This is a genomic window from Undibacterium sp. KW1, from assembly GCF_009937955.1.
Classification (GTDB): domain Bacteria; phylum Pseudomonadota; class Gammaproteobacteria; order Burkholderiales; family Burkholderiaceae_D; genus Undibacterium.
This window is the reverse complement of sequence record NZ_AP018439.1, coordinates 4,944,014-4,957,458: the sequence shown is the minus strand read 5'-3', so window position 1 is coordinate 4,957,458 and position 13,445 is coordinate 4,944,014. Positions and strand designations below refer to the sequence as shown.

Genomic DNA, 13,445 nt, shown 5'->3' with positions numbered 1-13,445 from the left:
GTAACTTCATCAGCATCACCGTCACCAACCCCATCACGGTGAATTTGACCGCACCGGCCAACAACGCCAGCGTCACGGTAGGCACGCCCATTGCCATGACAGCCACAGCAACAGACAGCAAAGGCACAATCAGTAAAATCGAGTTCTACAACGGCACCACCCTGCTCGGCAGCGCCACAGCCAGCCCTTATACCTACAACTGGACCAATGCCGCAGTCGGCACTTACAGCATCACCGCCAAAGCAACAGACAGCCAAAGCATCACACAAACCAGCAATGCCGCCAGTGTCCAGGTCAAGGCAGCAGCGACAACGCCACCAACCGTCAGCCTGACGCCTGCCCTCAAGCAGACGACACAGACAGCACCGGCGAACGGCAGCTTCATTGCACCAGCAGACATCAGCCTCGCAGCAACAGCCACCCCCGCATCCGGCAGCACGATTGCCAAGGTCGAGTTTTACCAGGGCGCAACACTGATAGGCACAGCCACCGCACCAACGACCACCAACGGCAACACCTACAGCGTCAACTGGACGAATGTGACAGCGAACAGCTATAACATCACCGCCAAGGCGACCGACAACAAGAGCGCCACGGCAACCACAGCACCTGTGACTGTCAATGTCATCAACAACAGCGCTCCAACGGTCAGCCTCACAGCCAACCCCGCCAACGCCACCGCACCAGCGACCATCATCCTGAATGCAACAGCAACAGACAGCGACGGCACGATAGCGCAAGTCGAGTTCCTCAACGGAACCAACAGCATTGCCACAGTCACGCAGGCACCGTACACGACCAACTGGGCGAATGTGGCGCAGGGGAGTTACAGCCTGACGGCAAAAGCCACGGACAACCTGGGGGTAAGCACGACCTCAGTAGCAGTACCGGTCGCAGTGACGGCAAGTGCACCAAAGATTTATGATATCCATACGGACCAGATAGATACGCCGCGTGTGATCACAGACCAGAATGGTAATGAGGTCTGGCGCTGGGATAGTGCGCCGTTTGGAGAGTCACTGCCGAATGAGCAACCGACGCAGGCAACGGCTAAGTTCGTCTTCAATTTGCGATTCGCTGGACAGCAGTATGATGCTGAGACGGGGCTGCATTACAATTACTATAGGGATTATGATCCGCAGGCGGGCAGGTATGTTCAGAGTGATCCGATTGGTCTCTATGGCGGTAGTCTCTCCACTTATGACTATGTGAATAGCAGTCCACTTGATGGCGTTGATCCCACTGGATTGTGTCTCCCATGTATTGGGGTTGTAATTGGTGGTGCTTGGTATATGAGCCAAAACACTAATTGGTCAAAACCAAGTGCTAATTTGCCGACGTGGAATTGGGACAGTGTTCGAAAAGCAGCGAATTGGGTCGCAAACGCTGGAGCGAAACCAGGCAATGAATCAAAACCAACTGATGCCCCACGAGGAACTAGAGGTATTGATGAACAAGGTTGGGACAGAGATACGGTACACGAAATCAAGGATGGGGTTAACGCGGGACCTAAAGATTGGACAGGCATTTCACCAGCGGGAGATGTTTGGACCAGCGATGTTGATGGAAAGGGAATTAATCACGGTCCACCAGATACAAAGTCAAATAAAAAGCCTGGCGGAAAAGGAGGAAAGAATGGTCGAAACGGGAATAGAAATAAGAGGGATGACTGTTGATGAAGACGCCACGCAAGAATAAGGAATTTTCTCTATCTTTAAGGATGACGCATCCTGAGCTAGATTTATTGGTATTTTGTGATCTTATTGGACTGATTCCATGGAAATGGAATACTGCCGGGGAAGTAAGAAAAACTAAAGACGGCAGATTGTTGGGTGGAGTACATAAACAGTCCTTTTGTACATGTACATTAGATTTTGATCAGGATGATACTTTGGAGGCTGCCATCAATCGAACGCTTGACCTATTGGAGTCGAAAAAGAGCGACATTGTTAAAATGACGTCTTCCGGCGGTCAAATGCACTTTTTTATTGGATGGTTTTTTGAAGGGACTGCTGGATTAATCCTTGATTGGCAAATCCTTCGTAGGGTTGCTGATTTAGAAATTTCTATTCAATTGGATGCATACGGCGCTTTTTTGAAGTAATTAGTAGTGTTGATTTGCACGGGAATTCCCCTCCACTTTGCTGGACAGCCCACGATGCCTCCGATTAGATTCTATGGTTCCCGTCAAGTTTTTATTGTGATCAGATCAGGATTAAAGTCGGTCTTGTTCTTGAACAAGGTAAAAGCGATCCGTAATATTTTACGGGCGATGATCATCATGGTGGCCGTTGATGGCCAGCCAAGTTGCCGGTAATGTTGGTACACAGGTGCCCAAACCTTTGATTTTGCAAAGAAAGGTGGGGTCAGGTCTCTTAAGAAACAAATCTAAGTCTTTGATTTAGTTGGATTTAAATTGGCAGCCCTCATTGCTGACGAGTTTTAAACCCAGTTTTTCGGCTTTCTTTGCGAGATGATGGAGTACGCGTTCGCGATAGCGCTCTTCATAATATTGTTGCCCTTGATCAGTGTACTCTTCACCTTTTGTCAGCATCATGTAGATAAGCCTGGCCAGCTTGTGTGCAACAGCAGTAATGGCTTTCGCTTTGTCCATACGAGAGCACAAGCGACGATAAGAGGCACCCAATGAAGACTTGCTGCTACGCGGAAGCCGGGGTCAGGTCTCTTAAGTAAACATTCTAAGTCATTGATTTTCAATGAATAAATTTTAATGTTTGTTTCGGCGCGATTTTCGGCAGCGAGCCGATTACTACGCTTACATTCATACATTTCAAAAATTGTGTTGAGCTTGAGCAATGGCCAGACCCCTAAGACTAGAGTTTGCAGGTGCTTTGTATCACGTCACTTCTCGCGGGGACAGGCGTGAGGATATCTTTTTGGATGATGAGGACAGGCAAGAGTGGTTGACGGTACTGGCAGAGGTCTGCGACCGCTTTAACTGGGTGGTGCATGCTTACTGCGAGATGAGTAATCACTACCATCTGCTGGTGGAAACCATCGATGGCAATTTGTCGCGGGGCATGCGTCAACTCAATGGTTTATATACCCAGTGTTTCAATCGTCGGCACAAGCAAGTGGGGCATTTGTTCCAGGGTAGGTACAAGGCTATCCTGGTACAAAAAGAAGCGCATTTATTGGAACTGGCGCGCTACATTGTGCTCAATCCGGTGCGTGCCAGGATGGTGGCAATGCCAGAGCAATGGCACTGGAGTAGTTATGACTACTGCGTGCGTGATCAGCATGCGCCGCCGTGGCTGGACACTGACTGGTTATTGGGACAGTTCGGCAGTAAACGTAAGCAGGCCAGGGTGGCCTATGCCAAGTTTGTACTGGACGGAATAGGCTTGGCTTCACCCCTGCTGGCGACCCGGCACCAACTGCTGCTGGGGGATGATGAGTTTGTCGAAAAATACCAACATCAATTGCGCCCGGAAGACCTCAGAGACGTCTCCATTGCACATCGACGTGCGATATCTTTACCATTGCATACCTACCAGGTAAGCGTCCAGCCGCCCCATCTAGCATTGAACGATGACCTCATCCAGACTCACGCTCCCATCACAAGTAAAGAGGAGCAGTATGAAACGAGATCAAGCCAAGCGGCAGCAGTGGCAACAGCACATCACCCAGTGGCAGCAGAGTGCACTGAGTCAGCGCGCCTTTTGCGAGCATGCAGGCCTCAAGTTCTCCACCTTCGACTATTGGCGGCGCGCACTCATCGCCGAACAGTCTGTTGAGAATAAGTCAGCATCCCAAGCGCAGCATCCCGGCATTGCGCTATTACCCGTGCAAGTAACATCTGCTCCTTCTGCTCCCACAGGGCTGATGTTGCGCAGCCCGCAAGGCTGGGAACTGCGTCTGCCACCCGAGGTCAAGGCGGACTGGCTGTCCGACCTGCTGCGTGGCCTGTGATGCAATGGCAGGCAGATGCCATCTGGCTGGCGGTGCAGCCGGTCGACATCCGCGCCGGGATCGACCGCCTGTCAACCTACGTCCAGCAAGCACTGGGGCGTATGCCTTGCGACGGTACTGCCTACGTTTTCAGCAACCGGCGCCACACACGCCTCAAAGTGGTGTGCTGGGATGGCAACGGCGTGTGGATGTGCGTGCGCCGCCTGCACCGTGGTCAATTCGTCTGGCCCAAGCCTGGCGAGCTCAGTTGGCAATTGACCGCCGAGCAATGGCAGTGGCTGGTGGCCGGCGTCGATTGGCAGCGCTTGTCGGCACCGGCTCCGGCAGCCTGGGCACTGTAGCAAGTCCCTGTTAACTTCGACGCGAATCTGTTAACATGGCGCCATGGATCTGCTCGAACAACTCGCCCATACCAACGCCGACCCTGCGCTCCTTGCGCAGTTGCAGGCCATGCTGGCCCAGAAGGACGAGTTGATCGCTGCGAAGGATGCCCAACTACACGTCCTGCAGAGACAGCAGGATGCGTTGAGTGCCGCTGGGCACGCCAAGGACATCAAGATCAAGGCACTGACGCTGGAACTGGCGCATCACAGGCGCATCCGTTTCGGCAAGGCCAGCGAAGCCTACAGCGGCGAGCAACTGGATATGTTCAACGAAGCCGGCGATGCCGACCTGGCGGCGATGGAGGCCGAACTGGAGGCGCTGCAAGCGCCGCGTCCGGCCAAGCCGCGCAGCCGTGCCGGTCGCCAGCCGCTGCCCAGCGAACTGCCGCGCATTGAGTACCGCCATGAACCAAGCTCTTGCCAATGTGCAGCCTGCGGGCGCGACCTGGTCAAGATCGGCGAAGACGTCAGCGAACAACTTGATGTCGAACCAGCACGCTTCTTTGTGCATCGCCATATTCGTCCTCAATATGCCTGCCGTGGCTGCGACACGGTCACCGCTGCGGCGATCCCGCCAGCGGTGATCGATGGTGGCCTCGCCGCTCCCGGCTTGTTGGCCTGGGTTGCGGTCAGCAAGTTTGCCGATCATTTGCCGCTGTACCGGCTGGAACAGATCGCCGCCCGCCAGGGTGTGCCGCTGGCGCGTTCTACGTTGGCAGGCTGGATAGGTAAGCTCGGCGTGGTATTGCAACCCTTAAGCGAGCGACTAGCCGGGCTGCTGCTGCAGCGGCCTTGCCTGCATGCCGACGAAACCCCGGTACGCCAACTTGATCCCGGCCAGGGCAAGACCAAACACGCCTATTTGTGGGCCTATCGCTCCAACCATCTGGACCAGGGGCCACCCATTATCGTGTTTGACTACCAGAGCGGCCGTGCCGGTGCTCACGCACGCACCTTCCTCGGTACATGGCGCGGCCATCTTATGGTGGATGACTATGCCGGCTACAAGGCACTGTTCGCCGATGGCGTGACCGAACTGGCTTGCCTGGCCCACGTGCGGCGCAGGTTCTTCGAGCTACATGCGGCCAACGGCAGCCCGGTGGCGGCCGAGGCACTACGCCGCATCGCAACACTGTACGCCATCGAGCAACAGGCCGCGAGCGCGACGGCCGAAGCGCGCCTGCAACTACGGCAAGTGCAAGCCAGGCCGGTACTGGTTGAACTGCATGCCTGGCTGCAGACGATGCAACAAGCTGTCGCACCAGGCAGCGGCACGGGCAAGGCCATTGAGCACGCACTCAAACGCTGGCCGGCGCTGGTGCGCTATATCGATTCGGGCACGCTGCCGATTGATAACAATGCGGTCGAAAACGCGATACGTCCGATTGCCATAGGCAAGAAGAACTGGCTGTTCGCCGGCTCAGAACGCGCCGGCCGCCGTGCTGCCGCCATCCAGACCTTGCTGGGCACCGCCAGGCTCAATGGCCTTGATCCGATGCAATGGCTGACCAGCGTCCTGGAACGTCTCCCGACGTGCCCTAACAACCAGATCGATTCGCTGCTGCCATTTCCGAACTCTACACAGCTATAACTTCTTTTTATAGGTGGGGCGGCTGGACGCTTACCCTACCAGGAAAACTTCAGTGATCGCAATGAGGCCATGGCCCAGGCTTATCGCTCTGGCGCATATTCCATGGCGGAGATTGCTGCTTTTTTCTCTGTCCACTACGTCACGGTCAGCAGGGCAGTGCGGGCATTTGAAGCAGGGCAAAACCACTCATGCATTTCTTAGTTTAGAATTGTCGTAATGTGAGACCTGACCCCATCTTCGCCAACAATGCCAGTGTCACGGTAGGTACACCGATCGCCATCACTGCCACAGCAGCAGACAGCAAAGGCACCATCTCAAAAGTCGAGTTCTACAATGGAGCAACACTGCTGGGTAGCGCAACAGCCAGCCCCTACAGTTATAGCTGGACCAATGCCGCAATCGGTACTTATAGCCTGACAGCAAAAGTCACTGACAGCCAAAGCCTCACGCAAACCAGTACCGCAGTCAGTGTGCAAGTCAAGGCCGCAGCGACAACGCCACCCACTGTCAGTCTGACACCCGCACTCAAGCAAACTACCCAGACTGTACCAGCGAATGGCACCTTCATTGCCCCGGCAGGCATCAGCCTGGCAGCGACAGCTACACCCGCATCCGGCAGCACGATTAGCAAGGTTGAGTTTTATCAAGGGGCAACACTGATAGGGACTGCCACCGCACCAACGACCACCAACGGCAACACCTACAGTGTCAACTGGACGAATGTGACAGCCAACAGCTATAACATCACCGCCAAGGCGACCGATAACAAGAACGCCACGGCAACGACAGCACCAGTCACCGTCAATGTCATCAACAACTCAGCACCAACGGTCAGCCTCACAGCCAACCCGGCCAATGGCACGGCACCAGCAACCATCATCCTGAATGCGACAGCAACAGACAGCGACGGCACGATAGCGCAAGTCGAGTTCCTCAACGGAACCAACAGCATTGCCACAGTCACGCAGGCACCGTACACGACCAACTGGGCGAATGTGGCGCAGGGGAGTTACAGCCTGACGGCAAAAGCCACGGACAACCTGGGGGTAAGCACGACCTCAGTAGCAGTACCAGTCGCAGTGACGGCAAGTGCACCAAAGATTTATGATATCCATACGGACCAGATAGATACGCCGCGTGTGATCACAGACCAGAATGGTAACGAGGTCTGGCGCTGGGATACTGCGCCATTTGGAGAGACCTTGCCGAATGAGCAGCCGACTCAAGCAACGGCCAAGTTCACGTTCAACTTGCGCTTCCCTGGGCAGCAGTATGATGCTGAGACTGGGCTGCATTACAATTATTTTAGGGATTATGATCCGGCGGTGGGGAGGTATGTCCAGTCTGATCCTATTGGATTAGCTGGTGGAAAAAACACGTACGCCTATGTTGATGGAAGTCCTATAGACATGATAGACATACTTGGATTGTGCCCTAAATGTGAATATGCTAGCCGTGAGCGGGCTGCTAGGGAAGCAATAAAAGATTACAATCCACGCTCAATTGAACAGAATAGAGAGTATGCCGGTTGGATATATAGAAATCCTAATGGTACGTACTCGTATACCGAAGGTAGAAAATACTATGGCGAAGAAGGTAGCCATAATTCAAACCCAGGTGAGCGACATAGTACTGCTGTGGCGATGTACCATACGCATGGAAAATATATACGGCCCTCTGACGAGGATTTTTCCGACAAAGATAAGATACATGCATATAGAGAGCGTGTACCTTCGTATTTAGGTACTCCTCTAAATCGCATAAAGCGTTATGACCCAGCAGAAATTGGTATCCCTGGAAAAACAACAGACTTGGGTAAATGTGAATGAAACGAATATTATGGTTATCCTTTTTTGTGATCAACTTGTTGACTTCTTATGATTGCCATGGTCAAGAAGGTAGCGTCGTCTATGATAGATACCCGCCATTAGCACCGAAAGTGGAGATGTCTGCTGAACTGTTAAAAGTCAGCTACTTGTCATATATTAAAATCACAAAAATTCTGAAGAAATTAAATTACAAAGCTGACAATGGGTTTTATAGCAAAGTCGAAAATTACGAAGTAAAAATCCTTGAAGAATCCAATTCGTATACAGTTCAATTTTGGCCAAAATCTGGGAGTAAAGTCGAATTTGTGTTTGGAGGATGTATTTATCTTGTATATAACAAAAAAACACTAGCGCTTGAGGATACTATTTTTACTAAGTGAAAGACGGAGTTACCCTTTAGCCCCCGGTAGTCAAGTAGTCGAACAACATACTCGCAACACACCGCGATAATATTTACTGCGCCACCACACGCTTGTTTCAAAATGCCGTCGTGCCTTTTGCTTCAACGTGTGGTTGCGTGAATCGCAGCTTCACCCATGTGGATCTAGCGAAACATCAAGCTGGATTTCGCCCAAGTAGCACAGCTACTCCAGAAGCATCTCAGTACCGCGTTGCGTCCAATTGATGGGCAGATCTGTGGCTACCGGATTCGGTTCCAACCCCTTGTGGCTCGCATTGCAGACGACTCATTGTAAAACAACGATTATGATGGGTAAGCGTCCAGCCGCTCCACCTATAAAAAGAAGTTATAGCTGTGTAGAGTTCGGAAATGGCAGCCGCCAATGCCCGCTACGGTGCACCCGCAGCCATTACCCTGACAGCCACTGCCACCAACACCGGCGACACCATCAGCAAGGTCGAGTTCTATCAAGGCACGACATTACTGGGTACAGCCACGACAGCCCCCTACAGCTACAACTGGAGCAATGTCACCACTGGCAGCTACAGCCTCACCGCCAAAGCGACAAATAGCCACAATGAAACCAAGACCTCGACCGCAGTTGCCGTCGTCGTCAACAATGCCCCCACCGTCAGCATCACAGCACCCGCCAACAACAGCAGCGTTGCTGGTAAAGCCACCATCACCCTGACGGCCAATGCCACAGATGCAGATGGCAGCATCAGCAAAGTCGAGTTCTATAACGGCACTACCTTGCTCAACAGTGATACAGCCGCACCCTACAGCTATAGCTGGACAAACGTCGCACCTGGTACTTACAGCATCACCGCCAAGGCAACCGACAACCTCAGCGGCACAACGACCAGCACCCCCGTCAGCATCATCGTTACCAACCCGATCACTGTCAATGTCACCGCACCCGCCAACAATGCCAGTGTCACGGTAGGTACACCGATCGCCATCACTGCCACAGCAGCAGACAGCAAAGGCACCATCTCAAAAGTCGAGTTCTACAATGGAGCAACACTGCTGGGTAGCGCAACAGCCAGCCCCTACAGTTATAGCTGGACCAATGCCGCAATCGGTACTTATAGCCTGACAGCCAAAGTCACCGACAGCCAAAGCCTCACACAAACCAGTAACCCGGTTAGTGTGCAAGTCAAGGCCGCAGCAACGACGCCACCAACTGTCAGCCTGACACCCGCACTCAAGCAAACTACCCAGACTGCACCAGCGAATGGCAGCTTCGTTGCACCAGCAGGCATCAGCCTCGCAGCCACCGCACCCACAGTCACGAACGGCACGACCTATAGCGTCAACTGGAGCAATGTCACGGCCAACAGCTATAACGTTACGGCCAAGGCGACAGACAATAAGAACGCCACGGCAACCACGGCACCTGTCACCGTCAATGTCATCAACAACTCAGCACCAACGGTCAGCCTCACAGCCAACCCGGCCAATGGCACAGCGCCAGCGACCATCATCCTGAATGCGACAGCAACGGATACAGACGGCACGATTGCGCAAGTGGAGTTCCTGAATGGCGCAACCAGCATTGCGACAGTGACGCAGGCACCGTATACGACCAACTGGGCGAATGTGGCTCAAGGGAGTTACAGCCTGACGGCAAAAGCTACAGACAACCTCGGTGCAAGCACGACTTCAGCAGCAGTACCAGTCGCAGTGACTGCCAATACACCAAAGGCGTATGATATTCATGCAGATCATCTCAATACACCGAGGGTGATTACGGACGCGACAGGGACGGAAGTCTGGCGTTGGGATAGTGCGCCGTTTGGGGAGACGCTGCCGAATGAGCAGCCAGCCAGCCAACCAACTAAGTTCGTGTTTAATCAGCGGTTTCCGGGGCAGTATTATGATCAGGAGACGGGGCTGCACTATAACTACCATCGGGATTACGATCCGCAGACAGGAAGGTATGTGGAATCTGATCCGATTGGGTTGAATGGAGGAATTAATACCTACGGCTATGTTAAAGCGAGGCCGCTCACATTATCAGATCGATTGGGCTTACAAGCAGGGGCGATCGACTTCATGAATTTCTTTAAGCAATATATTTCTCCTGTGCACGACAAACAGGGTGGCGCAATGAACATGCAGGTTTCTGTCGGTGCGCAAATCCATGCCCTTATGAAAGGTGGCACTGTCGAGTATGGTGTCGGTTTTGATAATAAAGGCCATTGGGGCGTCTACCAAAAATATTGCGTAGTCGTGGGGCCGGGGATGTATGCAGGCGGTGGTCCTTCTGTTGGTGTTGGTGCAGGTGGGGTAGAAATAGGTTGGTCAGAATCTAGTGGCATAATAATGACTAATCCAACTGGAGGTGTCTCATTAGAACAAAGTGATGGCAATCCAAGTTTCAATTTTGATCCAATGAAGATTTTCTCGGTGAGGCCTAAAATTGGTATGGGAACTGTATGCGGGGCAATGAAATGTTGGAGTAAGTACGTTTATACAAATCACGAAGAAGATGACGCGTCGAAAGATTAAATAGCAATAAATGAAGTGTTTTTTGAGGTGTAATATGAAAAAAAAGTCTAATTCACTACTCCGCATCTATCAGGTTTTTGCGGCCATGTTTATCTTCATATTGCCATTGATAATATTGCATAAATTTTTTCATATTGATATTGGTCCTTATGTGATTCCTGTTTTAGTAGTTTTATGGTTTATTGCTGCATATTATTCTACTAAACGCATATTTTTTGAAAAGGACCAAGTTGATGGTGAGCCTGAAGATTGATGATGCCTGCCAACTGTAAAGACGGGGTCACCCATTAGCCCCCGGTAGTCAAGTAGCCGAACAACATACTCGCAACACACCGCGATAAGATTTGCTGTGCCATCACACGTTTGTTTCAAAATGCCGTCGTGCCTTTTGCTTCAACGTGTGGTTGCGTGAATCGCAGCTTCACCCATGTGGATCTAGCGAAACATCAAGCTGGATTTCGCCCATTAGCACAGCTACTCCAGAAGCATCTCAGTACCGCGTTGCGTTCAAGTGATGGGCAGATCTGTGGCTACCGGATTCGGTTCCAACCCCTTGTGGCTCGCATTGCAGACGACTCATTGTAAAACAACGATTATGATGGCAGATACTGCGTGTCCAATCAGTTCTGATGGCTTGTGATCCAACCCCAGAGATGGCTAACCTGGTCGTTAGCCTTTTTTGACAAGAGCGGAATTCCCATTCAGGCATTAGAGTTGTAGATGCTATTAGACAACGGCTAGAGGTTCTGCTGGAGATATTCTTTTTCCGTTCCCACAAATGTACGATTACGTAGCGTTAACAGTATCTTTTGGGTAGGGATGCTGGTTCTATTTTTGATCAAATAGACAAGTTATGTTATATTCTGGAAAGATTTAATCCGTCTGATGGCAGGCTTGTAGGTCTCTGGTCTGAAAGAGGGAAAAAGCCATTAAGGCCATGAAAAAGTTTCCCCTCATTGCAAGCTGCTCGCCAGCAATTGGGACCTGCACATCTGACACGCTTTAAAACAAACAAGCAATATCCATATACTGACCAGAAAATAATTCCATGCAAAATTTTACGACCAGCCAGTTCTATGGCCTCAAAGACCATGGTACGTTCATGAAACTCATACAGGAAACTGTTGATCAGGTAGAGCACAAAGTCGGCATCTTCGCTGGCGATAATATGTACACCTATAACCGCAACCTGAGTTTTCTTGAAGACGAGAAGTTTATGGCTGCCTTCCATGCGCATACAAGTAATACGGCAGAGCAATCGTTGATATGGCGTTACGCAACTGTATGCTGGGCGGCAAAGAATGGTAAAAAACTCGACGGCGATTTTGTTGAAATTGCCTGCTACAAAGGCACGACAGCTCGTATTGTATGCGACTACGTCGATATGAAAGAATCCAGTAAAAAGTATTTTCTGTATGATTTGTTTGAACATGACGACAGCATGCCGCATCACGACATGCCTGAGCATGGCAAGAACCTGTATCAGCAAGTTCAGGAAAGATTTTCCGACTTCCCCAATGTCCGTGTCACGCAAGGCAATATCCCTGACAGCCTGACAATCGCAGCCCCCGAGAAAATCGCTTTCATGCATCTGGATATCAATAACCCGGAAGCAGAAATAGGTGCGCTGGATGTTTTGTTCCAGAGAATGGTTCCAGGTGCCGTGTTGATACTGGATGACTATGGCTGGGCATATTATAGAAAGCAGAAATTGCTTGAAGACCCCTGGTTCGAAAAAAATGGCTATCAGGTGCTGGAGTTGCCTACCGGTCAAGGCATGGTCATCAAGCATGCATAAGTACTCTGCCATCACTGCTGAATGCCCGACACTATTTATCAATTATTGAGAGCACCTGATGTTTAACTGGTTCAATGCAGACGCTGCGAAGAATTTGGGGCATTTACTGGCAGAACATATAGTCAGCAATTTGCCGCAAGAAATGGCGATGGAAAATGACAGATTTTTAATCAAGAAACAGGAAGTCTTGCAGTATCTGACGATGAAAATCTATCAGTTCAATCTGATGCAAAGCATGAATTTCTACAAAAAAGTGCAATTCGCCAAAAGCTTCAAACTGCACCTGGCCGGGAGTGGCTTTCAAGAAAGAGCAATATCGAACATGCTCGGGTTTGTCATGAGCAAATTGAATAAGAATAGCTAAGTTCAGGCTTTTCTCAAGCTCTCCTACGAGAGACGGTGATGTGGTGACTTTTTGCGATTGCAATGCACCGTGCCTACGAGTGCTAACGCTCATCCCTCATAACAATCCATGCTTTCTCAGAAAAAACGGGGGCACCCATTATCCCCCGGCAGTCAAGTAGCCGAACAACATACTCGCAATACACCGCGATAATATTTACTGCGCCATCACTCGCTCGTTTCAGAATGCCGTCGTGCCTTTTGCTTCAACGTGAAAGGTCTCTTAAGCAAACATTCTAATTCATTGATTTTCAATGAATAAATTTTAATGTTTGTTTCGGCGCGATTTTCGGCAGCGAGCCGATTACTACGCTTTCATTCATACATTTTCGGCCATATCTTAGCGGTTATGTTTTGCTTTACACATGGTCAGACCACTACGTTTAGAATTTACTGAAGTTTTGTATCACGTGACGTCGCGAGGTGTTTGTAAAGTAAAGTCCAAAGCAAAGCCATGCGGCGTTTTTGCGTACTGGTTTGGAAAATGTTGGAATATTAGAACTGCCCCCGTCTTCTTTTGAAAATTTGATTCCAGATATAGTCGCGATCTTGCCCTGCTCACTCATTTTCTTTTATTTTATTCATTCTCCACGGA

Annotated in this window: 13 protein-coding genes; 12 read left to right on the top strand and 1 reads right to left on the bottom strand. The window is 50.9% G+C overall.

Features of this window, described 5'->3' with window-relative positions:
• The first annotated feature begins 38 nt into the window (after nt 1-38).
• Together UNDKW_RS22245 and UNDKW_RS22240 are read left to right on the top strand one after the other, a co-directional pair.
• Complete coding sequence (locus UNDKW_RS22245) at nt 39-1,676, top strand: Ig-like domain-containing protein (RefSeq protein WP_162060506.1); 1,638 nt, start codon at nt 39-41, stop codon at nt 1,674-1,676.
• Nucleotides 1,673-2,104, top strand: a complete 432-nt coding sequence (locus UNDKW_RS22240) for a DUF4279 domain-containing protein (RefSeq protein WP_162060505.1) — start codon at nt 1,673-1,675, stop codon at nt 2,102-2,104. Before UNDKW_RS22245 ends, UNDKW_RS22240 begins: the two co-directional genes overlap by 4 nt.
• A 297-nt stretch (nt 2,105-2,401) precedes the next feature.
• Here the strand turns inward: UNDKW_RS22240 and UNDKW_RS22235 are convergent, their stop codons facing one another.
• Nucleotides 2,402-2,614, bottom strand: coding sequence for a hypothetical protein (locus UNDKW_RS22235; RefSeq protein WP_162060504.1), 213 nt, complete (start codon nt 2,612-2,614; stop codon nt 2,402-2,404).
• A 202-nt stretch (nt 2,615-2,816) separates the two neighbouring features.
• Between UNDKW_RS22235 and UNDKW_RS30665 the strand changes: the two genes are divergently transcribed.
• From UNDKW_RS30665 to UNDKW_RS22190, 10 genes are all read left to right on the top strand, one after another.
• Nucleotides 2,817-3,758, top strand: a complete 942-nt coding sequence (locus tag UNDKW_RS30665) for a transposase (RefSeq protein WP_162060503.1) — start codon at nt 2,817-2,819, stop codon at nt 3,756-3,758.
• A 49-nt stretch (nt 3,759-3,807) separates the two neighbouring features.
• Nucleotides 3,808-3,933 (top strand): hypothetical protein, encoded by a 126-nt coding sequence (locus UNDKW_RS30885; protein ID WP_255431519.1) that lies wholly within the window; start codon nt 3,808-3,810, stop codon nt 3,931-3,933.
• Nucleotides 3,933-4,274 (top strand): IS66 family insertion sequence element accessory protein TnpB, encoded by a 342-nt coding sequence (tnpB, locus tag UNDKW_RS22225; protein ID WP_162059050.1) that lies wholly within the window; start codon nt 3,933-3,935, stop codon nt 4,272-4,274. Before UNDKW_RS30885 ends, tnpB begins: the two co-directional genes overlap by 1 nt.
• 43 nt (nt 4,275-4,317) lie before the next feature.
• Nucleotides 4,318-5,907: an IS66 family transposase gene (locus UNDKW_RS22220; protein WP_162059049.1), complete on the top strand. Its 1,590-nt coding sequence runs from the start codon at nt 4,318-4,320 to the stop codon at nt 5,905-5,907.
• 218 nt (nt 5,908-6,125) lie between these two features.
• Entirely contained in the window at nt 6,126-7,736 is a 1,611-nt protein-coding gene (locus UNDKW_RS31215; RefSeq protein WP_162060502.1) for an Ig-like domain-containing protein, read from the top strand.
• A complete protein-coding gene (locus UNDKW_RS22210) occupies nt 7,733-8,116 on the top strand; it encodes a hypothetical protein (RefSeq protein WP_162060501.1) in 384 nt (127 codons plus the stop codon). The genes UNDKW_RS31215 and UNDKW_RS22210 overlap by 4 nt, the downstream gene beginning before the upstream one ends.
• A gap of 389 nt (nt 8,117-8,505) precedes the next feature.
• Nucleotides 8,506-10,650 carry an Ig-like domain-containing protein gene (locus UNDKW_RS31005; protein ID WP_162060500.1) on the top strand — a complete coding sequence of 715 codons (2,145 nt, stop codon included), beginning with the start codon at nt 8,506-8,508 and terminating at the stop codon, nt 10,648-10,650.
• A 34-nt stretch (nt 10,651-10,684) separates the two neighbouring features.
• The gene (locus UNDKW_RS22200; RefSeq protein ID WP_162060499.1) at nt 10,685-10,903 is read left to right on the top strand and encodes a hypothetical protein; all 219 of its coding nucleotides are present in this window, start codon (nt 10,685-10,687) and stop codon (nt 10,901-10,903) included.
• 795 nt (nt 10,904-11,698) lie between these two features.
• On the top strand, nt 11,699-12,448 hold the full coding sequence (locus UNDKW_RS22195; protein WP_162060498.1) for a TylF/MycF/NovP-related O-methyltransferase: 750 nt from the start codon (nt 11,699-11,701) through the stop codon (nt 12,446-12,448).
• Nucleotides 12,449-12,506: 58 nt separating this feature from the next.
• Complete coding sequence (locus UNDKW_RS22190) at nt 12,507-12,812, top strand: hypothetical protein (protein ID WP_162060497.1); 306 nt, start codon at nt 12,507-12,509, stop codon at nt 12,810-12,812.
• Nucleotides 12,813-13,445 lie beyond the last annotated feature (633 nt).